Source organism: Klenkia sp. PcliD-1-E, from assembly GCF_024124375.1.
GTDB lineage: Bacteria > Actinomycetota > Actinomycetes > Mycobacteriales > Geodermatophilaceae > Klenkia.
Genome location: NZ_JAMXRZ010000067.1, coordinates 1 through 24,938 on the forward strand (window position 1 = coordinate 1; position 24,938 = coordinate 24,938).

A 24,938-nucleotide genomic window follows, 5' to 3' on the forward strand; every position below is an offset into this window, starting at 1 on the left:
CGCACGCGCTCGGGGCGGCGGTGGCCCAGCGCCGCCCCCTCGTCGGGGACCGGCCGGGGGCGCTGGAGGACGGCCCGGCCACCCGGCGCGCGGTGCGGCACGGCGTCCGGCTGGTCTGGGACGTCGTCGGCGACCCGGAGGAGCGCGCCTCGGCCGCGGTGACCCGCCCACCCCTGCCCTGGCGGATGCGGGTCCGCGACCTGGTGGACCGGACGACGGGTAACGCCGACTCCCGCGCCTTCGTCGTCCGGCTCACCCTGTGCATGGTGGCCGCCGAGGTCGCCCGCCAGCTGCTGCCCATCGAGCGCCCGTACTGGGTGCTGCTGACCGTGGCCGTCGTCCTCAAGCCCGACTTCGGGTCGGTGTTCGGCCGCGCGGTGCAGCGCGGTGCCGGCACCCTGCTCGGGGTGCTGCTGGGGTCGGCCCTGCTCGCCGTGCTGCCCCCGCGGGGCGGTCTGGTGCTGCTGGCGATGGCGCTGTTCGCCGCCGTCCTGCCGTGGGCCCGGGGCGCCAACTTCGGGTTGTTCTCCGTCTTCCAGACACCGCTGGTGATCATGCTGCTGGACCTGGCGGCGCCCAGCCCGTCGTCCCTGGTGCTGCCGCGACTGGTCGACACCCTCATCGGCTGCGCGATCGTGCTCGTCGTCGGCTACCTGCTGTGGCCGCAGACCTGGCGGGCACCGCTGGACGACGCGCTGCGCGGCGCCGCCGTCGCCCTCGACCGTTTCGTCGAGGCCGCGTTCGACGGCACCCCCGAGCAGACCCGCCGCGCCCGCCGGGCCAGCTACCGGGCGCTCACCGAGCTGCAGACCCAGCTGCAGCGCCGGCTGTCCGAGCCGCCGCCGCTGAGCACCCGCGCGGCGGCCTGGTACCCGGTGATCATCCAGCTGGAGCGGACGTCGGACGCGGTCACCGAGGCGGTCATCGCCATGCGCGCCGGCGAGCCGGCGCCCCCGCGGGGCCAGGTGCACGTGCTGCGCCGGGCCATCCGCGAGCTGGACGACGACCTGCGGCTGCACCGGTTCCCCGACGACACCGAGATCCACGCCGACGGCGTGCTGGCGCCGGTGGCCCGGGAGGTCGACGCGGCCCGCCGGCTGGTGCGCGAGCAGGCACCGGGCAAGCACTGACGGGTGGGCGCGGCAGGGTTCGAACCTGCGACCGCTCGCTTGTAAGGCGAGAGCTCTACCGCTGAGCTACGCGCCCGGGAGCCGCCCCACCGTAGTGGGGCGGCCCGGGTTCAGGCCGCCAGCGCCGCGACGGCGTCCTTCCAGCCGCTCTGCGCCCGGGCGTCGCCGGGGCCGTTGACCTCGGCGAAGGCGACCCTGCCCTCGGCGTCGACCAGGAAGGTGCCGCGGTTGGCCATGCCGGCGGTCTCGAAGAACGCGCCGTAGGCCTTCGCGACCTCGCCGTGCGGCCAGAAGTCCGAGAGCAGCGGGAACTCGAAGCCCTGCTGCTCCCTCCACGCCTTCAGCGTCGGCGCGGGGTCGGTGGACACGGCCACCACCTGCACGCCGGCACCGGTGTAGGTGCCCAGCTCGTCGCGCAGCTGGCACAGCTCACCGGTGCAGATGCTGGAGAAGGCGAAGGGGTAGAAGACCACCAGCACCGGCGAGCCCCGGTGCTCGGACAGCGTGAAGGGCTGGCGGTTCGAGTCGGGCAGCGTGAAGTCGGGCGCGGCGTCACCCACGGAGAGAGTCATGCGCGCATCTTGGCGTCAGCGCTTGGAGCGGGCCGCCTTGGGGGTGACCAGGCGGATGCCGGCCCACTCCTTGGCCGCGGAGATGCTGCTGGTCTGCTGCAGACCCGCCGTCGGCGCGGCCTCGGTGACCTCACCGGGCTCGACGTGGCCGGGGCGGCCGGACTTCGGCGTCAGCAGCCAGACGACGCCGTCGTCGGCCAGGGATGCGATGGAGTCCACGAGGGCGTCGATCAGGTCCCCGTCCTCCTCGCGCCACCACAGCAGGACGACGTCGGCCACCTCGTCGGAGTCCTCGTCGACCATCTCCCCGCCGGAGATCTCGACGACCGAGTCGCGGAGGTCCTCGTCGGCGTCCTCGTCCCAGCCGAGCTCCTGCACGACCATGCCCGGCTTGATCCCCAGCCGGGCCGCCATGCTGGCGCTGCCCGAGTCGACGCTCATCCGCGCTCGTCCTCCATGTGCTCGTCCGGTCGCCCGGCGTGTCCGGGGTCGGTGCGTCAGTGTGTCCGACACACGGGCAGAGCGGTAGCCGACCTGCCCAATCCGTTGCCTCGCAGAGATCTCTGCGACCACAACGGGAGGCGGCGTGGTGCGCGCGGGTCGCACAGGAGACGATGGTGGGCATGAGCGCCCCGCAGCAGTCGGACGGAGACCCCGCCCGCGAGTCCGGCACCCCCCGCGCGGTCATCACCGACGGCCTGCCGAGCCAGTTGATCGACAACGACCCCGACGAGACCCAGGAGTGGCTGGAGTCCTTCGACGCCGTCGTCGACCACGCCGGCAAGGGCCGCGCGCGCTACCTGATGCTCCGCATGCTCGAGCGCAGCCGCCAGCAGCAGGTCGGCGTCCCCGGTCTGCGCAGCACCGACTACATCAACACCATCGCGCCCGAGCGCGAGCCGTGGTTCCCCGGCGACGAGCACGTCGAGCGCCGCATCCGCGCCTACATCCGCTGGAACGCCGCGATCATGGTGCACCGCGCGCAGCGGCCCGGGGTCGGCGTCGGCGGCCACATCTCCTCCTACGCGTCGTCCGCGTCGCTGTACGAGGTCGGCTTCAACCACTTCTTCCGCGGCAAGGACCACCCCGGCGGCGGCGACCAGATCTGGTTCCAGGGCCACGCCTCCCCCGGCATCTACGCCCGCGCCTTCCTCGAGGGCCGGCTGACCGAGCAGCAGATGGACGGCTTCCGGCAGGAGGTCTCCCACCCCGGCGGCGGGCTGTCCTCCTACCCGCACCCGCGGTTGATGCCCGACTTCTGGGAGTTCCCGACCGTCTCGATGGGCCTGGGCCCGATCAACGCGATCTACCAGGCCCGCTTCAACCGCTACCTGCACCACCGCGGCATCAAGGACACCTCCGACCAGCACGTCTGGGCCTTCCTCGGCGACGGCGAGATGGACGAGCCCGAGTCGCTGGGCGCGATCGGCCTGGCCGCCCGCGAGGAGCTGGACAACCTCACCTTCGTCGTCAACTGCAACCTGCAGCGCCTCGACGGCCCGGTGCGCGGCAACGGCAAGGTCATCCAGGAGCTGGAGAGCTTCTTCCGCGGCGCCGGCTGGAACGTCATCAAGGTCGTGTGGGGCCGCGGCTGGGACAAGCTGCTGGCCGCCGACCGCGACGGCGCGCTGGTCAACCTGATGAACACCACGCCGGACGGCGACTACCAGACCTACAAGGCCGAGGACGGCGCCTTCGTCCGGGAGCACTTCTTCGGCCGGGACCCGCGCACCCGCAAGCTGGTCGAGGGCATGACCGACGACGAGGTCTGGGCGCTGCAGCGCGGTGGCCACGACTACCGCAAGGTCTACGCCGCCTACAAGGCCGCGATGGACCACAAGGGCCAGCCGACGGTCATCCTGGCCAAGACCATCAAGGGCTGGACGCTGGGCAGCCATTTCGAGGGCCGCAACTCCACGCACCAGATGAAGAAGCTGACCGCGGAGGACCTCGCGACCTTCCGCGACCGGCTCTACCTGGACATCCCCGACTCCGCGCTCGAGGACAAGTACCTCCCGCCGTACTACAAGCCCGACCCGGACTCCGACGAGATGCAGTACATGCTCGAGCGGCGCCGTCAGCTCGGCGGCGCGGTACCCCGGCGGCACGTGGCGGCCAAGCCGCTCAAGGCCCCCGAGGACAAGGCGTTCGAGGTGCTGCGCCGCGGCTCGGGCAAGCAGCAGGTCGCCACGACCATGGCCTTCGTCCGGCTGCTGAAGGAGTTCCTCAAGGACAAGGAGCTCGGCCCGCGCTTCGTGCCGGTCATCCCCGACGAGGCCCGCACCTTCGGCATGGACTCGCTGTTCCCGACGTCGAAGATCTACTCCCCGCACGGCCAGACCTACACCGCGGTCGACCGCGAGCTGATGCTGGCCTACAAGGAGTCCACGGCCGGGACGATCCTGCACGAGGGCATCAACGAGGCTGGGTCCACCGCGTCCTTCACCGCCGTCGGCACGTCGTACTCCACGCACGCCGAGGCCATGATCCCGATCTACATCTTCTACTCGATGTTCGGGTTCCAGCGGACCGGCGACGCCTTCTGGGCCGCCGCCGACCAGATGACCCGCGGGTTCGCCCTGGGCGCCACGGCCGGCCGGACGACGCTCAACGGCGAGGGGCTGCAGCACGAGGACGGCCACTCGCTGCTGCTCGCGGCCACCAACCCCGCCGTCGTGTCCTACGACCCCGCGTTCGGCTACGAGCTCGGGCACATCGTCAAGGACGCCCTCGCCCGCATGTACGGCGAGGACCCGGGCTCGCCGCTGGGCGGGTCGCGCAGCCAGGACGTCTTCTACTACCTGACGGTCTACAACGAGCCCTTCCAGCAGCCGGCCGAGCCCGAGGACCTCGACGTCCGCGGCCTGCTGGCCGGCATGTACCGCTACAACCAGGGCCCCTGGATCGACGACGCGAAGAAGGCGCAGATCCTGGCCTCGGGCGTGGCGGTGCCGTGGGCGCTGAAGGCGCAGCAGATCCTCGCCGACGAGTGGGGCGTCTCGGCCGACATCTGGTCGGTGACGTCGTGGACGGAGCTGCGCCGGCAGGCCGTGGAGGTCGACGAGCACAACCTGCACCACCCGACCGACCTGCGCCGGCCCTTCGTCACCGAGGCGCTGGAGGGCGTCGAGGGCCCGGTCGTGGCGGTGTCGGACTGGATGCGCGCCGTCCCCGACCTCATCGCGCCCTACGTCCCGGGCGGCCTGGCCACCCTGGGCACCGACGGGTTCGGGCTGTCGGACACCCGCCCGGCGCTGCGCCGGCACTTCAACGTCGACGCCGAGTCCATCGTGGTGCGGGTGCTGGGCGAGCTGGCCAAGCGCGGCCAGGTCGACCCGCAGAAGGTGGCCGAGGCGGTGGAGCGCTACGCGATCCACGACCCGAAGGCCGCGCCGCCCGACGACAGCCCGGTCGACAACACCTGACCCCGCGGCGGCCCCTTCCGCCCGGCATTGATCAGCTGGGTTGATCGAAGTCCGTCCTGGTTCGCCGGCACCGGTGAACCAGGACGGACTTCTGCGTTCCAGGACGGTGCGCTGCCGCCCGGGCGAGTTGTCCACAGATCCAGCCGGCCCGCCCCACGGCCCTCGATCGCGGGTCATCGTGCCCTGCATGGACCCGTTCCTCGCCCGCGCCCTGCTCGAGCACCACGGCGTGTTCGCCGCGGCCCACGCCCGCTCCGCCGGCTTCGACCGGCACGCCATCGCCGCACAGGTGCGCACCGGGGCGTGGCACCAGGTGCGCTACGGCGTGTACACGACCCGGTCGTCCTGGGAACAGCACGCCGCGGACGACGAGCTGCACCGCCTGGCCGCGGCCGCCGTCCTCCTCCGCCTGCGGCGGGACGGCACGGTGCTCAGCCACGGGACGGCGGCCCGCCTGCACGGGCTGGTGCTGCCGGCCGGGGCAGGCACCGACGTCGAGCTGACCGACCCGGACCAGTTCCGGTCGGGCCGCGGCTACCACGTGCGTCGGGCATCCTTGCCTGCGGACGACGTGACCGAGGTGGACGGGCTCCCGGTGACCAGCCTCGCCCGCACGCTCGCCGACGTCGGCCGGGAGTGGGACGTCGTCGACACCGTCGTGGCCGCCGACGACCTCCTGGCCGACGGGCGGCTGACCGGGGCCGACCTGCGAGCCACCGCACTGAGGCACGCGCACTGGCCCGGTGCCGGCCGGATGGCGCACGCCCTCGGTCTCGCCCGGGTTGGTGCCCACTCCCCGCACGAGACGCGGACCCGGCTGCAGATCGCGGCGGCCGGGCTACCGGAGCCGACGCTCCAGGCAGCCGTCCACCGCCTCGACGGACGCATGATCGGGGTCCTCGACATGCTCTGGCTGCCGCACGGTGTCTTCGGCGAGTGCGACGGTCGGGTGAAGACGACCGACCCGTGGAACGGCCGGACGCCGGCCGAGGCGGTCTGGCGGGAGAAGTGCCGGCACGACGACCTGGTCGACGTCGACCTGCGCGGCATCCGGTTCAAGCCTGCCGACCTGTACGCGGTCTGGCCGCAGAAGCTGGCGCGCCTGCACCACCTCCTGGAAGGACCGGTCCCGGAGCGCCTGATGTTCCGCGCCGAGCAGTGGAACGGCGGTCTCCGGTCGCGGCCTCGGCACGTCCGCCCCGCCGCTTGACTCAGCAGAGTCCGTCCTGGTTCACCGGCACCGGCGAGCCCGGACGGACATCGATCAACCGGGCTGATCAACGCCGAGCCGACGCTGGGCAGAGGGTCAGCCGGCGAGGGCGTCCAGGGCCATGCGGGCGTAGAGGGCGGTGCCGGCGGGCAGGGCGGCCTCGTCGAAGACCACCAGGTTCGAGTGGTTGCCCGGGGACTCGCCCGGCACCAGGTCCGGCGGGCAGGCGCCCAGGAAGGCCATCGCGCCGGGCACCCGCTCCAGCACGTAGGAGAAGTCCTCGGCGCCCATCAGCGGGTCGGGCATCGGCACCGACGCCTCGGTGCCCAGCAGCGCGGCGGCCCGGGCCTCCACCTGGCCCGCCACCACGGAGTCGTTCACCGTCACCGGGTAGCCCTCCACCCGCTCGAAGACGGCGGTGAGCTCGTGCGCCTCGGCGACCTTCTCCGCAACCCGCTGCACCCGGGCCACCACGTCGGCGCGGCGCTCGGCGGACAGCGTCCGGATGGTGCCCTCGAGGAACGCGGTCGCCGGGATGATGTTGTTCGTCGTCCCCGCGGCGATGTGCCCGACGGTGACCACGGCGGGGTCGAAGACGTCGACGCGGCGGGTGACCATCGCCTGCAGCGCCAGCACGATCTCCGCGGCCACCGGGACCGGGTCGGCGGTGACGTGCGGGGTGGAGGCGTGCCCGCCGGCGCCCTGCAGGGTGATCCGGAAGTGGTCGGCGGCGGCCATCAGCGGGCCGGGCCGCACGTTGATCGTCCCGGTCGGGAACGAGGTGCTGATGTGGATGGCGAACGCGCCGCTCACCGGCGCCTCCGGGACGGCGTCCAGCAGGCCCTCGTCGAGCATGTACCGCGCGCCGTGGTGGCCCTCCTCCCCCGGCTGCACCATGAACACGACCTGGCCGGCCAGTTCGTCGCGGCGTTCGGCGAGCAGGCGGGCCGCGCCCAGCAGCATCGCCACGTGGGTGTCGTGCCCGCAGGCGTGCATCGCGCCCGGGATCTCGGAGGCGAAGTCCAGCCCGGTGTCCTCCTGCAGGGGCAGCGCGTCCATGTCGCCGCGCAGCAGGTACGTCGGCCCCGGCCGGGCGCCGCGCAGCACCGCCACCACCGAGGACGTCGAGGTCCCGGTGGTCACCTCCACCGGCAGGCCGGCCAGCGCCTCGAGAACGATGGCCTGCGTCTGCGGGAGCTGCAGACCGACCTCGGGACGGCGGTGCAGCCGGCGGCGGAGGTCCACCACCCAGGCGGCGTCGGCACGGGCAGCAGCGAGCAGCGTGGCGTCGTCGGTCATGCCGACAGTCTGTAGCAAGGCTCATGACCAACCCAACAGATGATGGTTGCCTCATATACACCAGATGTGATACGAAAGCTCCGTGGACGTCTTCGCCGTGCTGGCCGACCCGACCCGCCGGGCCGTGCTGGACCTGCTCGCCGACGGCGAGCGCACCGCGGGCGACCTCGCGCAGGCCGCCCCCGCGCTCACCCAGCCCGCCGTCTCCCGGCACCTGCGGGTGCTGCGCGACGCCGGCCTGGTCCGCGTCCGGGTCGACGGCCAGCGCCGGGTCTACCGGCTCGACCCCGCCCCGCTCACCGAGGTCGACGCCTGGGTCGACCGCTACCGCCCCCGGTGGACGTCGGCCCTCGGCCGGCTGGCCACCCACCTCAGCACGGAGGACCCCGCATGACCGGCACCTTCTCGGCCACCAGCGACGACCGGCGCAGCATCACCTTCGTCCGCGTCCTGCCCGTCCCGCCCGAGCGGGTGTGGGCGGCGCTGGCCGACCCGTCGGGCTGGCTCGCGCCGGCGACCATCGAGCCCGGCGTGGGAGGCGCCGTCCGCATCGAGTTCGACGACGGCGACCTGACCACCGGCAGCGTCCTGACCTGGGACCCGCCGCGCACCCTGGAGCACGAGTGGCACTACCCCGGGGAGCAGGAGTCGGTGGTCCGCTACGACCTGGTCCCGGTGGACGGCGGGACCGAGCTCACCCTGGTGCACCGCCTGCTGCGGGCCGACCAGGCCCCCGGCTACGGCGCCGGCTGGCACGCCCACCTCGACGGCCTGGCCGCCCACCTCGCCGACACGGCCCACGACTGGGACGCCGTCTTCGGCGAGCAGCTCCCCCGTTACCGCGCGTTGGCGAGCTAGTCGACCGCCCACAGCGGCCGGGCCCGGTCCAGCTGCCACACGCACACGGTGGCCGGGCCGGTGATCCTGCCCTCCCCGGTGGTCGCGGCCGGTGCCGCCCACACCTCCTCCCGGGTGGCCACCACCCGCAGCCCGGCCGGGACGGCGACGGTGTCCTCGGCCTGCACCCGGGCCACCCACAGCCGCGCGTCGGGCCGCCCGAGGTCGACCCAGCCGCGAGCGGCCACCGCCGACCAGCGGACCACCCGGTGCCCCGGCTCCTGGCCCGCGGCCGCCGTCCGCAGGTAGGTCTGCAGCACGTGCGCGCCGTCGGCCCCGGCCACCTCGTCGTGCACCAGTCCGGCGCCGGCCCGCAGGATCCCCACGTCCCCGGCGCGCAGCGTGGCCCGCCCACCCCAGCCGTGCGCCAGCGACCCCGCCAGCACCACCGCGACGACGTCGACGTCGGCGTGGTGGTGGGCGCCGTAGCCGGCACCGGGCATCAGCCGGTCCTCCGCGATCCGCAGCAGCGGCCCGGCCGAACCGTCGGTGGGTTCCACCAGGTGCCGGGAGATCAGGCCCTCGTCCACCGCACCCCCTGCACCACCACGACGACCAGCAGCGTCCAGCCCACCCCGAGTGCCCACCCGGCGACCACGTCGGACAGGTAGTGCACGCCCAGCCACATCCGCGACGTCCCCACCAGCAGCGCCAGCGCGACGCCGGCCAGCGTCCACCACCGCCGCGCCGCCCCCGACAGGTGGGGCCAGGCCAGCACGAGTGCCGTCGTCACCAGGCAGGCGACCCCGGAGGCGTGCCCGCTGGGGAACGAGAGCGAGCTCAGCTGGGCCCCGCCGTCGGCGAACTGCGGCCGTGGCCGGCCGACCAGCTCCTTGACGCCGGAGTTCAGCAGGCCGACGCCGACCACCGAGACCGTCACCCAGGCCGCAGGGACCCACCGGCGGGCGCGCACCAGCCAGACCACCACGGGCAGGAACACGAGGAACCGCGCCACCGAGTAGCCCGGCGCGGTGGCCACGTCCAGCAGCGTCTGCACCAGGGCGGAACGGCCGTCCCCGGCGTACAGCGCCCGGCTGACGTCGGCGTCCAGCCGCAGCTGCGGGCCCCAGGAAGCCGTGACGCCGACCCCGAGCAGGACGACGACCAGCGCGCACCCTGCGGCGGCGCCCAGGCGGGCCCCGATCGGGTGGGTGCGCTGCGCCGTCGTCACCGGCCCAGCCTGCCGCATGACAGGCTGCACGGGTGAGTGCGGCAGGCCCGTCGGAGGCGACGTTGCGCCGCCTGGAGCGCGCCTCGGGTTCGCTGGCCACCCAGGCCGTCGCCCGGATGGACGACTCGCTGCCCTGGTTCCGCTCCATGCCGGCCGACCAGCGCTCCTGGGTCACCCTCGTCGCGCAGGCCGGCATCGCCTCCCTGGTGGAGTGGTGCCGGCACCCCGGCCGGCCCCCACGGCTGACCGGCGAGGTCTTCGGCGCCGCCCCCCGCGAGCTGGTGCGCGCCGTCCCGCTCAAGCAGACGGTCGACCTGATCAAGGTGACCGTCGAGGTGGTCGAGGACCGGCTCGGCCAGGTGGTGGGCCCCGGCGAGGCCGAGGCACTGCGGCTGGCGGTGCTGCAGTACAGCCGCGAGGTCGCCTTCGCCACCGCGCACGTCTACGCCAGCTACGCCGAGAACCGCGGCGCCTGGGACGCCCGCCTCGAGGCCCTGGTCGTCGACGCCCTGGTCCGCGGCGAGCGCGTCGACGAGCTGCCCGGCCGCGCCGCCGCGCTCGGCTGGGCGGCCACCGCCCCGGTGCTGGTGCTGGTCGGGCACACCGCCGACGTGGACGACCTGCACTCGGCGGTGCGGCGCGCGGCGCGGTCGATGCGCGCCGACGTCCTGGTCGGGGTGCATGCCCACCAGCTGGTCGTCGTCCTGGGCGGCCTGCCCGACCTCACCCCGGTCGCGGAGAAGGTGAGCGCGGAGTTCGGGCCCGGCCCGGTCGTCCGCGGCCCGGCCGTGGCCTCCCTGGCCCAGGCCGTCGACTCCGCCGCGGCCGCGCTGGCCGGGGGCGCCGGGCACCTGGTGTTCCTCGACGTCGACTGCATCCCGGCGCCGGAGCTGGTGGCCCGGTACGCAGCGGTCGCCCAGGACGGTGTGCTCGACTCGGGCCCCGTGACCTACCTGCCACCGGCCGACGACTACGACCTGGAGCGCCTGGCGTCCCTCGCCGACCCGCACCCCGCCCGGCCGGCTCCGGCCGACGGCGAGGTGCTGCCCGCCCAGGACCACCGGCTGTTCTGGTCGCTGTCCTTCGCGCTGACCGCGGCCACCTGGGCCCGGCTCGGCGGGTTCTGCGAGGCCTACGCCGGCTACGGCGGCGAGGACACCGACTTCGCCGAGACCGCGCACGCCGCCGGTGTCGGGCTGCGCTGGGTGGGCGGCGCCGCGGCGTTCCACCAGCACCACCCGGTGTCCCGGCCCCCCGTCGAGCACCTGGACGACGTGCTGGTCAACGGCCGGGTGTTCGCGCAGCGGTGGGGCTGGTGGCCGATGCAGGGCTGGCTGGAGGCCTTCGCCGAGCGCGGGCTGGTCCGGCGCTGCGGCGAGGACTGGGTGGCCGCGTGATCCGCGTGGCCACCGTGCCCTACGCCCACCCCTACCTGGACGCCGTGCTGCCGACCGACGTCGAGCGGGTGGGTCCGCCGCCCCCGCCGACCGACCCGTGGGCACCCAGCCCGTGGCTGGACCCGGCCTACCTCACCGCGCACGCCGACGAGGTCGACGTGGTGCACCTGCACTTCGGCTTCGACCACATGACCCCCGACGAGGTGCTGGCCTGGACCGAGGCGGTGCGCCGCAGCCAGGTCGCGCTGGTGGTGACCGTGCACGACCTGCGCAACCCGCACCACTCCACCCGGGAGCGGCACGACCGGCACCTGGCCGCGCTGCTGGGGGCCGCGGAGGTGGTGCTGACCCTGACCGAGGGCGCCGCCGACGAGGTCGCCGAGCGGTTCTCCCGGTCCTGCATCGTGGTGCCCCACCCGGGCCTGGTCACCCCGCTGCCCGACGTCGGCCGGGAGCCCCGGCTGGTCGGGGTGCACCTGAAGTCGCTGCGCACCAACCTGCTCGACCCGCTGGACGTCGTCCGCGCGGCGGCGTCGGGCGCGGTGTCCGGGGGCGGCCGGCTGCGGGTGGACGTGCACGACGACGTCGACCTCGACGCCCGGGTCCCCGGGCTGCGGGAGGGCGCCGAGGCCGGGGAGTACGAGCTGCAGGTGCACCCGCGCTTCGACGACCGGGAGCTCACCGCGTACCTGCAGACCCTGGCGGTGTCGGTGCTGCCGCACCGGTTCGGCACGCACTCGGGCTGGCTGGAGGCCTGCCGGGACGTCGGCACCCGGGTGGTCGCCCCCACCTGCGGCCACTACGCCGACCAGTGGGACGACGTGGTGCTCTACGGCAACGACGAGGTGCGCGGCCTGGACGCCGGTTCGCTGACCGCGGCCGTGCTGGTCGCGGTCACCCGGCCCTGGCCGCCGCGCGCGGACCCGGCCTGGCGGGCCGAGCAGCGCACCCAGCTGCGGCGGGTGCACGACCACGTCTACGGCCGGGTGGCCGCCGACCGCGCGCGGGCGTGAGGGTGGGCTCGGGGAGCGGGGTCCGGCACTGGGTGGTCGGCCCGCCCGAGCACGGCGTCACTCGGTACGCGCGCGAGCTGGCCGACGCCGCGGGCGACGTCGGCCCCGACGTGGTGCACGTGCACTACACCGACCGGCTGTTCGGCCCCACGGCCGAGGAGTCCGCCGCCGCGTTCACCGCGCAGGTCACCGCGCTCGACCGGCCGCTGGCGGTGACGCTGCACGACGTCCCCCCGGACGACGGCTCGGTGCTGCAGCAGCGCCGCGCCCGCGCCTACGCCGCCGTGGTCGGGTCGGCGGCCGCGGTGGTGGTCAACAGCGACCACGAGGCCGCCCGGCTGGCCCGGTTCTCCCCGGTCCGCCCGCACGTGGTGCCGCTGCCGGTGCAGCCGCTGCCGCCCGGTCCGGTGCCCCCACCCGACGGCCAGGTCGTGGTGCTGGGGTTCCTCTACCCGGGCAAGGGCCACGAGGAGGCGCTGCGGGCGCTGCCGCCGGGGGTGGGGCTGACCGCGCTGGGCCGGCCGTCGGAGGGCCACGCCGACCTGGTGGACCAGCTGGCGGCGCTGGGCCCGCTGACGGTGACCGGCTACGTGCCCGAGGACGAGCTGCCGGCCCGGCTGCGCGCGGCGTCGGTGCCGCTGGCCCCGCACCGGCACGTCTCGGCGTCGGGCTCGATCGGCTCGTGGCTGGCCGCGGGACGCCGTCCGCTGGTGCCGGACGTGCCCTACACCCGGGAGGTCGAGGCCCGCTCGCCCGGGACGCTGTGGCGCTACGACGACCTGGCACCCGCGCTGGCGCAGGCGCTGGCCGAGCCGTCGTCGACCTGGCTGGACCCGGGGACGCGGGTCGGCCCGTCGTGGGTGGACACGGTGGCGGCCTACCGGGCGGTGTGGGCCGGGGTGTCGACGTGCTGACGGTCGCCGGCAACGACTGGTCCGGGCTGGCCGACGCCCGGCCCGCGGCGCCGCCGACCGTGAGCGTGGTGGTGCCCTACTACCGGGCGCAGGCGCAGCTGGACCTGGTGCTGGCCGGGCTGGCCGCGCAGACCCACCCGGCGTCCCGGTTGCAGGTGGTGGTGGCCGACGACGGGTCGCCGGAGCCGCCGGTCGTCGGGCCGGGGGTGCTCGTCGTCCGGCAGGAGGACCGGGGCTTCCGCGCCGCTGCGGCCCGCAACCTCGGTGCCCGGGCCGCGGACGGGGACGTGCTGCTCTTCGTCGACGGCGACACCGTGCCCTCGCCCACCTACGTCGAGGAGCTGGCGGCGCTGCCCGCCCTGCTGCCCGACGCGCTGGTCACCGGCCGGCGCCGGCACGCGGACCTGACCGGCTGGACGCCGGGCCGGCTGCGGGCCTGGTTCGCCGGCGGCCCGGCGCCCGAGGAGCTGACCGAGCCGGCATGGCTGCGGGGGGCGGGGTCGTTGCTGGACGCCGACGACCGGTCCTACCGGTTCGTGATCAGCGCGGTGATGGGGACGTCGCGGGCGTTGTTCCGCGAGGTCGGCGGCTTCGACGAGACCTTCGACGGCTACGGCGGCGAGGACTGGGAGCTGGCGCACCGGCTGTTCACCGCGGGTGCGGTGCTGGCGCACCGCGATCGTGCGGTGGCCTGGCACGACGGCCCGGACTGGGGTCTGCGCAGTGACGACCCGGTGGCTGCGCGCCGGGAGAAGAACAGCGAGACCCGTTCGCTGGCGCGGCTGCTGCCCGACCCGGTGGCCCGCGGGGTCGGCGGCTGGTGGCGGTACCCCGACGTCGTCGTCCGGATGGCCCCCGGTGCCGACGTCGACGCCACCGTGCTGGGGGTGCGGTCGCTGCTGGGGGCCGGGCTGGACCTGCAGGTCTGGGGTGTGGACCCTGCGCTGCTGGACGGCGACCCGCGGGTGCACGCGGGGGAGCCCCCGACGGACGTGCTGGCCCGCTGCCGCACCCAGGTCATGCTGGCCGGCCCGCTGCGCTGGGCGCCGGGTGGCCTGGCCGGGTTGACCGAGCAGGTGCGGCCGGGAGGCGTCGGCCGGGTCACGGGCTCCGTCGACGGCGTGCAGGTGGAGGTGGCCGCGACCCGGGCGCTGCGGCGCTGCGCCCGCTGGGGTGTTGACATGTCGACCCTGTTCGGCGAGGCGTCCGTCGACGTCCCCGCCGAGCCGCTGGGTGAGCACCCCGACCTGGCGCACTGGCTGCCCCGGCTCTGAGGCCCGGTCGTCGGCAGGCGGCCTCCGCCGAACGGCTCCGCCGGATCCGCGCCCGCGCGACCTCGGCGCGGGACGTGCTCGGGTGACGCAGGACCGGTCTACGCGCCGTCCGGCACGGGGTAGCCGGTGGTGATCTCGGTGCCGTCCTCGCGGGAGGTGCGCCATCGGCGTCGGTCGGGGTCCCACTGCACCGAGTAGCCGTGGTGCACCTTCGTGTGGTGCCGTTCGCAGAGCAGAGCGGTGTTCTCGACGCTGGTCTCGCCGTGGTCGGCGATCCACTCCGCGACGTGGTGGGCGTCGCACCACCAGCTGGGATTGCTGCAGCCGGCGAAGACGCAGCCGCCGTCCCGGGCCTCAGCGGCCCGGCGGATGTGCGCCGGGACCAGGCGCTGGCTGCGGCCGATGTTCAGCGGCATGCCGTCGGGGCCGAACAGCACCCGGGTGATGATCGAGTCGCAGGCGATCTGGCGGGCGGTCGTGTTGGCGACCTGCTGGCCGGAGCCGAGGCGGGCGGCACCGGACACCTCGTCGGTGTCGAGCAGGTCCTCGGCGTCCACGGTCACCGTGACGTGGGCCCGGTTGCCGCGCAGCACCGGCGTCGTGGCGGCGGCGAGGGCGTTGTCGCAGAGCTGGACCAGCGCGTCGGCCATCTGCTGGGCGTGGCTGCGGTCGTCGTCCTTCACCCGGCCGGCCTGCTGGCAGGCGGTGAGCGCGGTCAGCACCTTCTCGAAGCCGACCGCGTCCCAGCGGCCGTGCGCCGACCCGCCGGACCCGTCGGCATCGGACGACAGGTGCAGCTCGCGGCGGCGGGTGGGGTCGGGCTCGGGGCCGTCGGGGTCGATCCAGTCGAGGGTGCGCTGGACCATCGCCGGGAGCGCCTCGGGCGCCGGACCGGTCGCGCAGGCGGTGAGCGTGGCGTCCAGACCGTCGTCGCCGTGGAGGTCGACGCCCAGCTCGGCAGCCGCAGCCAACCGGGCCGGTGTGGCGACCTTGGCCACGGTGGCGGTCTGGTCGGCCGTGACCCGCCCCTCGGCCGCCGCGGCGTCCCAGCGCGGCAGCTGCGCCAGGGTGCGACCGGCGCGGACGACGCGGGCCGCGGTGGCCGGGCTGGTGCCCAGGTGGCCGGGCATCCAGGCCCGCATGGACTTCTGGCCGTCGAACTCTGCGGCCTGGGCGTTCTCCGCCGCCCGGACGGCGTGGGCCAGCGCCGTGTCGACGACGTCGGCAAGCTGCTGCAGCCCGCGCACCCGGGCCAGCAGCGCCGGTGCCACCACGCCGGGACCGCCGCACGGGACGACGGCCTCCACCACCTCGCGCGCCGCGGCGAGCACGGCGGCGACGTCGTCGGGGACGGTCATGGACAGCTGGCGAGCGGTCTCTCGGTCTGCGGCCCGTGCTGCCTTCTCGCGCTGCGGTCGTGCCGCCTCCTCCGCCGCCCGGGTGGCCGCGACCTCCGCGTCGAGCGCCGCCCATGCCGCGGTCACCGCCGACGGGCGGGGTGCGGAGAACATCCCGCTGTCGGGGACGAGGTCGAAGGGCGCACCGTCGGTCAGCTCACCCACCTCGACACCCCCTCGACACATTCGATCGAGTGTTCGAACAATACCGCTCGACCCGGGTCCGGTCAAGGCGAAAGCCCTGTTCAGGAGGTTGTTCCCGCGCGTTGGGCGATGCTTGCAGGCTGCCGAGCCTTGTACGCACCGGGTGACGTCGCGATGGCGGGTCGGTTCCCCGGACCCCGGCCAGACCGGCGGCGGACGAGCTCCCGGCCCACCAGACCGCTGCCGGCCAACACCACGAAGAGGACGACGTGCAGCGCCCACCCGCCGAGCAGCGCGCCCAGGCAGCCCCAGGCGAGCTGCACCACCAGGAACCGGCCGAACGGGCGCCGGGCGGGGAGTGCCTGTGTTCCTGCTCGGCGGTCGCCGGACGGCCGGTCAGCCGTGGTCGCCGGGCCGGTCCGCGCTCCAGCGCAGGTCGTCGTGAGGGGCGGGCGGCGCCCCGGGGACCCCGGTGCGGGTGCGCATCCAGGCGTGCAGGCGGTCGAGCACCCGCTGCGCCCGGGCCTCGTCGGACCGGAGCGCGGCGAGCACGGGGAAGCCGTCGTCCATCGGGACCCCCTCGGCCGCGGCGGCGGTGCACAGCGCCGGCACCCAGCCGCGCCCGAAGGCGAGCTCGGCCCCGTCGGTGACGACGGCGTGCGCCGCGTCCACCTGCGCGCCCGACTCGAGCAGCAGCTCGACCTCCACCCACGCCAGGAGGGTGTACAGCCCTGGCCCCGGCCAGCGGTTCGTCGTGCCGTCGACGGGTGGCTCCACGGCGGCAGGGTGGCACGGGCGGTCATCCGTCGCGCAGCATGGGCGGCGTGGAGGTCCGACCGCTCGCGCTCGCCGACCTCGACGCCCTCGCGCAGGTGCTCGGACCAACCGGCCGGCGGGCGGACTCCTGCTGGTGCCAGCGCTTCCGGCGCCACGACGAGCCCGACAACAGGTCGGCGCTGGAGGCGGAGGTCCGGGCGGCCCCGGTCCCGGTCGGCCTGCTCGCGGTCGACGACGGCCCGGTCGGGTGGACCCGCGTCGTCCCGCGGGCCGGGTTGCCGGGGATCACCGGCAACCGGGCACTCGCGCGGCTGCTGGACGACGACCCGTCGGCGTGGTGGGTGGCGTGCGTCGCCGTCCGCCGGGACGCCCGTGGTCGCGGGGTGGGCGCGGCCCTGCTGCGGGCCGCCGCGACGTGGGCGGCCGAGCACGGTGCGTCGGTGCTGGACGGCCACCCGGTCGACACCGCACTCGGCGGCGGCTCCCCGTCCGCACTGTTCACCGGCACGCGGTCGATGTTCGAGCGCGCCGGCTTCACCGAGTTCGGCCGCACCTACCGGACCCGCCCGGTCATGCGCCGCGACCTGCGCTGAGCCAACGCCCGACGACCAGGTCCCCCGTCGCCGATGAGGAACGCACCGGAGGACGGTCCTCACCGGTGGACGTCCACCACGAGAACGAGGTCACCCGTGAAGCTGCTGCTCACCTCCGGCGGGGTCACCAACCCCACCATCCACCAGGCCCTGGTCGACCTTCTCGGCAAGCCCGTCGAGCAGGCGCACGCGCTGTGCATCCCGACCGCCCAGTGGGGCCACCCGATGTGCGGGCCGGCGTCGGTGCGGTCGTTCGTCGCCGCGCAGCCGCCGTCGGCGTCCATGACCGGGCTGGACTGGGCCTCGCTGGGCGTGCTGGAGCTGACCGCGCTGCCGACGATCGACCGGGACCGCTGGGTCGAGTGGGTCCGCGGCGCCGACGTCCTGCTGGTCGACGGCGGCGAGGCCACCTACCTGCACCACTGGCTGCAGGCCTCCGGCCTGGCCGACCTGCTGCCCGAGCTCACCGACACCGTCTGGGTGGGGGTGAGCGCCGGCAGCATGGTGCTCACCCCGCGCATCGGCGAGATGTTCGTGCAGTGGTCGGGCGCCCCGGACGACCGCACCCTCGGCCTGGTCGACTTCTCGGTCTTCCCGCACCTGGACCTCTTCCCGACCAACACCATGGACGCCGCCGAGCGCTGGGCCGCGGGCATCGGTGGCCCGGCCTACGTCCTCGACGAGCAGTCCGCGGTGCGGGTCGTGGACGGCGTGGCCGAGGTGGTCTCGGAGGGGAGGTGGAGACGGTTCGACCCCGCCGGGGAGGGCTGATCCGCTGCGCCGTCGGGCAGCGGGCAGCACCATCTGCTCGTGCAGCCGCTGCCGCCGGACCCCGGAGCCCCCGCCATGCGCCGCGACGCACCGACCACCCGCGCCGTCGTCCTGACAGTCCTGGGCGTGGTCATGGTGTCCACCGCGGTCGTCGGCGGTGCCGTCGCCCGGGGGGCGGACGGCGACGCCGGGGTGCCGGCCCCGTGGTTCCTGCTGACCCTGGTCTCCTTCACCGCGCTGTTCTTCCTCTGGCCGGGCATCAGCATCCGGGCACGCTGCCGCGACGGCCGGGTCCTGGAGGGGTTGACCCTCCTCGGCTGGCGCGGGGTCGACCTGCAGCGCCTGACCTGGGTCGGCGCGGCGGCCAGCACCCGGTCCACCTTCCTGGTGCTGCTCGACGACCGGGGGCGGGTCGCGATGGACTCCCGCGTGCTGCGCCGGGCGGGACCGGGGGTGGCCGAGCTCGTCGGGCGGGCGGTCTGGGCGGGGCAGCTCGCCGGCCGGTACACGGTGCCTCCCCAGGCGGCCCGGTTCTGGGGCATGCCCATCAGCCCCGTCGCGCGGCCCTCGGGCCTGGCGGGCACCTCCACCAAGCAGATCGCGCTCGTGGCCGTCGTCGCCGCGGCGATCGCGGTCGGCGTCCTGCTCGGGTCCCCGTAGGGACCGGCGTCAGGACGCCGGGGAGGTCAGGTCGTAGACCGTCTCGCCGTCCACGGTCCGCGGGATGAAGGTCGAGGCCACCCACTGCCCGATCTGCGTCGCCGGCCCGTCCCCGCCGCGCCCGGCGCCGTCCCCGATGAACCAGTGCACGTCCCCGGCCGCGATCCAGGCCTGGAACTGCGCCAGCGTCGGGCTCGGGTCCCGGCCGCTGAACCCGCCGATGGCCATCACCGGGTCCCCGGTCGCCAGCTGGTACAGCGCGGCCGTCTGCGAGCCGATCGTGGCGGCGGTCCACCGGTAGGACCCGGCACCGGTCCCCAGCAGCGAGACCAGGGCGGGTGATGCGGTCGGCTCACCGAACGCGCTGCCCGGGCGGTCGCCCTGGCCGGTCCGGTCCTGGCCCGGCGGCCGGCCCGGGAACTGGCCGTCGTCCGAGCCGCCGGGCGTCCGGCCCGGACCACCGCGGGCGAACGCGGACGTCCCGCCGTCCACGGCCGGTCCGGCGGTCGGGGTCGACCCGGTGTGCGCGGTCGCGACGGTCTGCACCGAGTACGCCGCCGGTCCGGCGAGGACGGCGACCACCGCGACCGCGGCGGCCACCCGGCGAAGCCCGACGACCAGCAGCCCCACCGCGGCCAGCACCCCCACCACGAGCACCGCCCACCGCAGCCAGGGCACGAACCCCGCCGACCGCCCGAGCAGCACCCACGACCAGACCACCGTCAGCGCGACCGTGCCGGCGAGCACCGGCCGCGCCCCGCGGTGCCCGGCCATGCCCGCGCCGATCCCGACCAGCACGGCGATCGCCGGCGCCACCGCCACGGTGTAGTAGCCGTGGAAGGTGCCGCTCATCAGGCTGAGCACCAGGCCGCTCACCAGCAGCCAGCCGCCCCACACCAGCAGCCCCGCGCGCAGCGGGTCGGTGCGCGGGCGCCGTGCGGTCCACACCAGGCCGGCGACCAGCGCGACGAGGGCCGCCGGCAGCAGCCAGGCCACCTGGCCACCCAGCTCGGCGCCGAACAGCCGCAGCAGCCCCGGGTCACCCGCGCGCGGACCGGCCCCGCTGCCGTCCAGCCGGCTCAGCCCGTTGTAACCGAGCGCCAGCTGCAGCACCGAGTCGTCGGTGGAGCCGCCGACGTAGGGCCGGGAGCCCGCCGGCCACAGCTGCACGACCGCCACCCACCAGCCGCCGGCCACCACCAGCGCGGCCCCGCCGCGAGCAGGTGGCCCAGCCGACGACGGAGAGGCCCGGGTGCCACGACCAGGTGGACCAGCGCGAAGCCGGGCAGCACCAGGAACGCCTGCAGCATCTTGGCCAGGAACGCCGTCCCGAGCAGTACCCCGGCCAGCACCACCCACCGCAGCGCACGTGGGTTGCCCAGCGCACGCACCACGGCGTACCCCGCCGCGGTCAGCAGCAGGACCAGCAGCGCGTCGGGGTTGTCGAACCGGAACATCAGGACGGCGACCGGGGTCAGCGCCATCGCCGCCCCGGCCAGCAGCGCGGGCCCGGGCCGGCCCACCGTGCAGCGCACCGCGGCGACCACCAGCGCCACCGTGGCCACGCCCATGAGCGCCTGCGGCACCAGCAGGGACCAGGAGCTCATCCCGAACAGCCGGACCGACAGGCCCATCACCCACAGCGACGCCGGGGGCTTGTCCACGGTGATCGCGTTGCCGGCGTCCAGCGAACCGAAGAAGAACGCCTTCCAGCTCTGCGATCCCGCCTGCACGGCGGCGGCGTAGAAGTCGTTGCCGTACCCGTTGGCCGACAGCCCCCACAGGTACAGCACCCCGGTTCCGGCCAGCAGCGCGACCAGCCCGGGCCGCGCCCACCGGGGGCGTCCCGGGGCCGCCGGGTCGGCGGGGGCGGTCGGTGCGTCCAGCAGCGAGGTCACCGGCACAGGGTGCGACCCCGACCTGCGCGGTGTCCGGACGCGACCCAGGGGGGACCTGTGCGGTCAGCTGCCCGGCGGCCGCTCGTCGCGCACGTGGAAGCGGTGCCAGAGGCCGGACAGCTGCAGCGGCCGGGCCACCACCGTGCTGCCCACCAGCAGCTCCAGCTCGGCGCCCCGCCCCTCGAGCATCCGGTGCAGCTGGACGACGGTGGACAGCCCGGCGGAGTTGAGGAACGTGACGCCGTGCAGGTCCAGCAGCACCTTCGCGGGCGGGTCCTCGCCCAGCAGCAGGTCGGTGGCCTCCCGGATCACCGGGCGGCGGGCATCGGCGGTGAACTCCCCGGTGACCGTGATGCGGGCGCCGTCCGTGCCGGACCGGTCGACCCGCACCTCCGGGGCGTCGGCGGGGGCGGGCGGCGGATCACTCGGACTCGTCACGCGGCGCCCCTACCCGGCTGGTGCGTGGATCACGCCTGAGCGGGCCGACGGGCCGTCACCGTCCGTCGTCGACCAGTGCGTCGTCCGCTGCGTCGTCTGCGCCGTCGTCCAGGTCGGGGTCCGGGTCGGCCGCGACCACGGTGGCGCGCGGCAGGCGGATGGTGAACGCCGTCCGGCCGGGCTCGCTGGCCACGGCCACGGTGCCGCCGTGGGCGGTGACGACGGCGTCCACGATCGCCAGACCCAGGCCCGTCGAACCGGCCTGGCGGGACCGGGAGGAGTCCCCGCGGGCGAACCGCTCGAACACGTGCGCCAGCAGCCGGGGCGCGATGCCGGGCCCGTCGTCGACGACCTGCAGCACCGCCCAGCCGTCCTCGGTGCGCAGCCGCGCGGTGGCGGTGGTGCCGGCCGGGGTGTGCGTGCGGGCGTTGGCCAACAGGTTGGCCAGCACCTGGTGCAGCCGGGCGGCGTCCCCGGGCACGAGCACCCCGTGCTCGGGCAGGTCGACCCGCCAGCGGTGGTCCGGCCCGGCGACGTGGGCGTCGGAGACGGCGTCGACGACCAGGGCGGCCAGGTCCACCTCGCCGACCGCCAGGTCCCGGCCGGCGTCCAGCCGGGCCAGCAGCAGCAGGTCCTCCACCAGCCCCGACATCCGCACCGCCTCGGACTCCACCCGCCGCAGCGCGTGCCCCACCTCGGGCTCGACGTCGGCGTGCTGGCGGCGCACCAGCTCGGCGTAGCCGCGGATGGAGGCCAGCGGCGTGCGCAGCTCGTGGCTGGCGTCGGCGACGAACTGCCGGACCTGGGTCTCCGAGGCCTGCCGGGCCGCCAGCGAGCCCTCGACGTGGTCGAGCATGGTGTTCAGCGCCGCCCCGACCTGGCCGACCTCCGTGCGGACGTCGGTGTCGGCCGGCGGTACCCGCTCGGCCAGCTGCACCTCACCGGTGGACAGCTCCAGCTGGGACACGCGGGTGGCGGTGGCCGCGACCCGGTCCAGCGGGCGGAGCTGCCGGCGGATGCTCAGGCCCGCGGCCAGGGCCGCCAGCAGGACGGCGACCACCCCCGCCACGAGCTCGACCAGCACCAGCCGGGTCAGCGCGCTGCGCACGCCGGCGAGCGGCAGGCCGGTGACGACCACGTCGCCGTCCGGGAGAGTCTCGGCCACCGCCCGGTACTCGCCCAGGCCGTCGCCCAGGTCGACCGTGACCGGCCGGCTGTCGCCGGCGAGGCCGGCCAGCACCGACTTCTGGGCCGCACCGAGCGGTGTGGGGCTGCCGGAACGGCCGACGACCACGGCATCGGTGACCTGGCCACCCTCGAGGTAGGCCACCACGGTCCCCTCGCCCTGCCCGGGCCCGCCGAGCTCGTCCGGGGACCCCCCGGGACCCGGTCCGCCGGGTGGTTGGTCGTCGGCGTCGCCGTAGACGGTGCGGAAGGCACGCTCGCCGGCCCCGCCCAGGCCCTCGTCGACCTGCTGCACCAGCTGGTGCCGCAGGGTCAGGGTCGAGGCCAGGCCCACCACACCCAGGACCAGCACGGTCGGGACGAGGAAGGCCACCAGCAGCCGAGCCCGCAGCGAGAGCCGCCGTCGGGCGGGTCGGGCTGCGGGCGCGGCGCTGCTGGGCATGCCTCCGTCAGGCGTCCTGGCGGACAGCGGGCTTGATCACGTAGCCGGCGCCGCGCAGGGTGTGGATCATCGGGGCCCGGCCGGCGTCGATCTTGCGGCGCAGGTAGGAGATATAGAGCTCGACGATGTTGCCCTGGCCGCCGAAGTCGTACTGCCAGACGCGGTCGAGGATCTGGGCCTTGGACAGCACCCGCTTGGGGTTGCGCATCAGGTAGCGCAGCAGCTCGAACTCGGTGGCGGTCAGCCGGATGTCGTCGCCGCCGCGGGTGACCTCGTGCGACTCCTCGTCCAGGGTGAGGTCGCCGACGACCAGCAGGCCGTCGTCGGCCACCGCGCGCGAGGTGCGGCGCAGCAGGCCGCGCAGCCGGGCGGCGACCTCCTCGAGGGAGAAGGGCTTGGTGACGTAGTCGTCGCCACCGGCGGTGAGGCCGGCGATGCGGTCCTCGACGGCGTCCTTGGCGGTGAGGAAGACGACCGGGACCAGCGGGGAGTCCGCGCGCAGCCGGCGCAGCACCTCCAGGCCGTCCATGTCGGGCAGCATGACATCCAGGACCACCGCGTCGGGGCGGAACTCGCGCGCGGTGCGCACGGCCTCGGCGCCGTCGGCGGCGGTCTTGACGTCCCAGCCCTCGTAGCGGAGGGCGAGGGAGAGCAGCTCGCAGATCGAGCGCTCGTCGTCGACGACGAGCACCCGCAGGGCGCTGCCGTCCGGGCGGGTGAGCTGGGCCCGGGAGGCGTTGGCGGTCCCGGCGGGGCGAGAGTCGATGGCGGTCATGGGACTCACTGTGGAACCCTTCCCTGCGCGCTTCCTGTGAACCGTCCAGGAAGTGGCTGTCGGGCCTCGGTGCGCTCCAGCAGCAGCGCGCGGGCCGGGCAGGCCGCCACCGCACGTCGGGCCGGCCGGTGCAGGTCGCGGGGCAGGTCACCGGCGGCGACCAGGGGGTACCCCCACTCGTCCAGGGCGACCGCCTCGGGCAGCAGCTCGGCGCAGACGCCGTGGCCGGTGCAGGCGATCCGGTCCACGCGCAGCCGCTCGCTCACCGGGCACCCCCGGGCACGGGCAGGAACGGCCGGGCCCCCGGCGCCGCGGTGCACCAGCCGGCCGCGTGCGCGTCCAGCTCCGGGGCGAAGACCCGCAGCGCGCTGGCCACCAGCCGGACGCTGCCGTCGGGGTGCGTGCAGGCGCCCCGGCCGACGACCAGGCCGGACCACCGCTCCAGGTCGGCCAGCAATTGCGGACGGCGGGGCCCGGGCCGGGCCAGCAGCTCCAGCGCGGTCGCGATCCGGGGCAGCCCGTTGAGGCAGGGCCCGCACTGCCCGGCCGACTGCGCGGCCAGGTAGCCCACCACCGCGGCGGTCTCGCGGACCCCGCACCGGTCGGCGGGCAACGCGGCGAGCACGCCGGCGCCGAGCGAGGCGCCGACGGAGGCCAGGCTCGACCGCTCCAGGGTCAGCTCCGCAGCGACCGCCGCCGGCAGCCAGCTGCCGTGGTAGCCGCCGACCAGCACCGCCTGGGTCCCGGCGTCCAGGGGGAGCACGGCGGCCAGCCGGGCCCCCAGCGGCACCTCGGCGACGTCCGCCCGCCCGGCGACGTGCCGGGTGACCAGGGTGTGCCCGGCCGCGCCGTCCCCGCGGGCCAGCAGGGCCAGCCGGGCCAGGGTCTCCACGTTCTGCACCAGGGTGGGCCGGCCCTGGACACCGCGCTGCCACACCGGCGGCACCTTGCCGCGCGGCAACGACGGTCCGCCGTCGACCGCGGCCACCAGCGCGGTCTCCTCCCCGGCGAGGAACCGGTCGGGCAGCCCCACCAGTCGCACCCGCTCGCGGTCACCGCGCTCGCCCAGCGCCCGGTCCAGCCCGGCCAGCTGGTGGCGCCCGGCGGCCAGCACGACGGTGTCGGCGCCGACCGCGCGGGCGGCCAGCTGCAGGCCGTCGAGCACGAGGTGGGGGGAGCGGGCCAGCAGGGTCGCGTCCTTGGCCGCGGCCGGCTCGCCCTCCCCGCCGTTGCCCACGACGACGGCGGGCACCCGGGCGGCGCGGGCGGCGTCGGCGACCGAGGCGAGCTTGCGGGCGGTGGGGAACCCGGCACCGCCGCGGCCGGTCAGCTCGCCGGCGAAGGAGGTCGGGTGCCCGCCGTGCGGCAGCGGGCCGTGGGTGGCCAGGTGCGCGACCAGCGACGGGTCGCCGGTGCCGAGCAGGCCGCGGGTCAGGGGCGGTGCGCTCATGTCGATCACCTGTTCCGGAAGGCCGGGACGCGCCCGGCGGTGAGGGAGGAGCGGGTCCGGGCCAGCGCGGCGGGGGCCCGGTCGAGGGCGGGCCGGGCGCGCAGCC

26 protein-coding genes and 1 tRNA gene are annotated in these 24,938 nt (G+C 75.5%); 12 read left to right on the forward strand and 15 right to left on the reverse strand.

Features of this window, described 5'->3' with window-relative positions; genetic code table 11:
- The coding region (locus tag NH342_RS14005) for an FUSC family protein (RefSeq protein WP_253015494.1) at positions 1-1,130 on the forward strand (1,130 nt) is incomplete at its 5' end.
- Positions 1,131-1,134: 4 nt separating this feature from the next.
- Here the strand turns inward: NH342_RS14005 and NH342_RS14010 are convergent.
- The 3 genes from NH342_RS14010 to NH342_RS14020 form a co-directional block, all read right to left on the reverse strand.
- A tRNA-Val gene (locus NH342_RS14010) sits at positions 1,135-1,206 on the reverse strand.
- 34 nt (positions 1,207-1,240) lie between these two features.
- A complete protein-coding gene (locus tag NH342_RS14015) occupies positions 1,241-1,702 on the reverse strand; it encodes a peroxiredoxin (protein ID WP_253015495.1) in 462 nt (153 codons plus the stop codon).
- Between the two features lie 15 nt (positions 1,703-1,717).
- On the reverse strand, positions 1,718-2,143 hold the full coding sequence (locus NH342_RS14020) for a DUF3052 domain-containing protein (RefSeq protein WP_091562097.1): 426 nt from the start codon (positions 2,141-2,143) through the stop codon (positions 1,718-1,720).
- Between the two features lie 182 nt (positions 2,144-2,325).
- On the opposite strand from NH342_RS14020, the gene aceE reads away from it, so the two are divergent.
- Both aceE and NH342_RS14030 read left to right on the forward strand, forming a co-directional pair.
- Entirely contained in the window at positions 2,326-5,127 is a 2,802-nt protein-coding gene (gene aceE, locus NH342_RS14025; RefSeq protein ID WP_253015496.1) for a pyruvate dehydrogenase (acetyl-transferring), homodimeric type, read from the forward strand.
- 187 nt (positions 5,128-5,314) lie between these two features.
- Entirely contained in the window at positions 5,315-6,337 is a 1,023-nt protein-coding gene (locus NH342_RS14030; protein WP_253015497.1) for a hypothetical protein, read from the forward strand.
- A gap of 96 nt (positions 6,338-6,433) precedes the next feature.
- Here the strand turns inward: NH342_RS14030 and NH342_RS14035 are convergent, their stop codons facing one another.
- Entirely contained in the window at positions 6,434-7,636 is a 1,203-nt protein-coding gene (locus NH342_RS14035) for a M20 family metallopeptidase (RefSeq protein WP_253015498.1), read from the reverse strand.
- 82 nt (positions 7,637-7,718) lie between these two features.
- Here NH342_RS14035 and NH342_RS14040 point away from each other — a divergent pair, with 82 nt between their 5' ends.
- Together NH342_RS14040 and NH342_RS14045 are read left to right on the forward strand one after the other, a co-directional pair.
- The gene (locus NH342_RS14040; protein ID WP_253015499.1) at positions 7,719-8,030 is read left to right on the forward strand and encodes a helix-turn-helix transcriptional regulator; all 312 of its coding nucleotides are present in this window, start codon (positions 7,719-7,721) and stop codon (positions 8,028-8,030) included.
- Complete coding sequence (locus NH342_RS14045) at positions 8,027-8,494, forward strand: SRPBCC family protein (RefSeq protein WP_253015500.1); 468 nt, start codon at positions 8,027-8,029, stop codon at positions 8,492-8,494. The genes NH342_RS14040 and NH342_RS14045 overlap by 4 nt, the downstream gene beginning before the upstream one ends.
- Here NH342_RS14045 and NH342_RS14050 read toward each other — a convergent pair.
- Together NH342_RS14050 and NH342_RS14055 are read right to left on the reverse strand one after the other, a co-directional pair.
- Positions 8,491-9,063 carry a pirin family protein gene (locus tag NH342_RS14050; RefSeq protein ID WP_253015501.1) on the reverse strand — a complete coding sequence of 191 codons (573 nt, stop codon included), beginning with the start codon at positions 9,061-9,063 and terminating at the stop codon, positions 8,491-8,493. The two genes, NH342_RS14045 and NH342_RS14050, sit on opposite strands and share 4 nt — an antisense overlap.
- Positions 9,048-9,704, reverse strand: a complete 657-nt coding sequence (locus tag NH342_RS14055; protein ID WP_253015502.1) for a phosphatase PAP2 family protein — start codon at positions 9,702-9,704, stop codon at positions 9,048-9,050. The genes NH342_RS14050 and NH342_RS14055 overlap by 16 nt, the downstream gene beginning before the upstream one ends.
- Before the next feature lie 32 nt (positions 9,705-9,736).
- On the opposite strand from NH342_RS14055, the gene NH342_RS14060 reads away from it, so the two are divergent.
- Genes NH342_RS14060 through NH342_RS14075 form a run of 4 tightly spaced genes read left to right on the forward strand, consistent with a single transcriptional unit; the run spans position 9,737 to position 14,302 of the window.
- A complete protein-coding gene (locus NH342_RS14060; RefSeq protein WP_253015503.1) occupies positions 9,737-11,101 on the forward strand; it encodes a galactosyltransferase-related protein in 1,365 nt (454 codons plus the stop codon).
- Entirely contained in the window at positions 11,098-12,114 is a 1,017-nt protein-coding gene (locus tag NH342_RS14065) for a glycosyltransferase (protein WP_253015504.1), read from the forward strand. Before NH342_RS14060 ends, NH342_RS14065 begins: the two co-directional genes overlap by 4 nt.
- Positions 12,111-13,028: a glycosyltransferase gene (locus NH342_RS14070; RefSeq protein WP_253015505.1), complete on the forward strand. Its 918-nt coding sequence runs from the start codon at positions 12,111-12,113 to the stop codon at positions 13,026-13,028. The genes NH342_RS14065 and NH342_RS14070 overlap by 4 nt, the downstream gene beginning before the upstream one ends.
- Entirely contained in the window at positions 13,022-14,302 is a 1,281-nt protein-coding gene (locus NH342_RS14075) for a glycosyltransferase (protein WP_253015506.1), read from the forward strand. The genes NH342_RS14070 and NH342_RS14075 overlap by 7 nt, the downstream gene beginning before the upstream one ends.
- 98 nt (positions 14,303-14,400) lie before the next feature.
- On the opposite strand, the gene NH342_RS14080 is transcribed toward NH342_RS14075, so the two are convergent.
- The gene (locus NH342_RS14080; protein WP_253015507.1) at positions 14,401-15,864 is read right to left on the reverse strand and encodes an HNH endonuclease signature motif containing protein; all 1,464 of its coding nucleotides are present in this window, start codon (positions 15,862-15,864) and stop codon (positions 14,401-14,403) included.
- 375 nt (positions 15,865-16,239) lie between these two features.
- The gene (locus tag NH342_RS14085; RefSeq protein WP_253015508.1) at positions 16,240-16,620 is read right to left on the reverse strand and encodes a hypothetical protein; all 381 of its coding nucleotides are present in this window, start codon (positions 16,618-16,620) and stop codon (positions 16,240-16,242) included.
- A 47-nt stretch (positions 16,621-16,667) separates the two neighbouring features.
- Between NH342_RS14085 and NH342_RS14090 the strand changes: the two genes are divergently transcribed.
- From NH342_RS14090 to NH342_RS14100, 3 genes are all read left to right on the forward strand, one after another.
- Positions 16,668-17,213 (forward strand): N-acetyltransferase, encoded by a 546-nt coding sequence (locus tag NH342_RS14090; RefSeq protein ID WP_253015509.1) that lies wholly within the window; start codon positions 16,668-16,670, stop codon positions 17,211-17,213.
- Positions 17,214-17,309: 96 nt separating this feature from the next.
- A complete protein-coding gene (locus NH342_RS14095; RefSeq protein WP_253015510.1) occupies positions 17,310-17,984 on the forward strand; it encodes a Type 1 glutamine amidotransferase-like domain-containing protein in 675 nt (224 codons plus the stop codon).
- A gap of 39 nt (positions 17,985-18,023) precedes the next feature.
- Positions 18,024-18,644: a hypothetical protein gene (locus NH342_RS14100; RefSeq protein ID WP_253015511.1), complete on the forward strand. Its 621-nt coding sequence runs from the start codon at positions 18,024-18,026 to the stop codon at positions 18,642-18,644.
- Positions 18,645-18,653: 9 nt separating this feature from the next.
- Here the strand turns inward: NH342_RS14100 and NH342_RS14105 are convergent, their stop codons facing one another.
- The 7 genes from NH342_RS14105 to NH342_RS14135 all read right to left on the reverse strand — a co-directional run bounded on the left by NH342_RS14105 (position 18,654) and on the right by NH342_RS14135 (position 24,832).
- On the reverse strand, positions 18,654-19,814 hold the full coding sequence (locus NH342_RS14105; protein ID WP_253015512.1) for a hypothetical protein: 1,161 nt from the start codon (positions 19,812-19,814) through the stop codon (positions 18,654-18,656).
- Positions 19,724-20,542 carry a glycosyltransferase family 39 protein gene (locus NH342_RS14110; RefSeq protein WP_253015513.1) on the reverse strand — a complete coding sequence of 273 codons (819 nt, stop codon included), beginning with the start codon at positions 20,540-20,542 and terminating at the stop codon, positions 19,724-19,726. The genes NH342_RS14105 and NH342_RS14110 overlap by 91 nt, the downstream gene beginning before the upstream one ends.
- A 63-nt stretch (positions 20,543-20,605) precedes the next feature.
- Positions 20,606-20,980, reverse strand: a complete 375-nt coding sequence (locus NH342_RS14115) for an STAS domain-containing protein (protein ID WP_253015514.1) — start codon at positions 20,978-20,980, stop codon at positions 20,606-20,608.
- Positions 20,981-21,035: 55 nt separating this feature from the next.
- Positions 21,036-22,607 carry a cell wall metabolism sensor histidine kinase WalK gene (locus NH342_RS14120; RefSeq protein ID WP_253015515.1) on the reverse strand — a complete coding sequence of 524 codons (1,572 nt, stop codon included), beginning with the start codon at positions 22,605-22,607 and terminating at the stop codon, positions 21,036-21,038.
- A 7-nt stretch (positions 22,608-22,614) separates the two neighbouring features.
- Positions 22,615-23,304, reverse strand: a complete 690-nt coding sequence (locus NH342_RS14125; protein ID WP_305884911.1) for a response regulator transcription factor — start codon at positions 23,302-23,304, stop codon at positions 22,615-22,617.
- 83 nt (positions 23,305-23,387) lie between these two features.
- The gene (locus tag NH342_RS14130; RefSeq protein WP_253015517.1) at positions 23,388-23,648 is read right to left on the reverse strand and encodes a ferredoxin; all 261 of its coding nucleotides are present in this window, start codon (positions 23,646-23,648) and stop codon (positions 23,388-23,390) included.
- A complete protein-coding gene (locus NH342_RS14135) occupies positions 23,645-24,832 on the reverse strand; it encodes an NADH-ubiquinone oxidoreductase-F iron-sulfur binding region domain-containing protein (RefSeq protein ID WP_253015518.1) in 1,188 nt (395 codons plus the stop codon). Before NH342_RS14135 ends, NH342_RS14130 begins: the two co-directional genes overlap by 4 nt.
- Positions 24,833-24,938 lie beyond the last annotated feature (106 nt).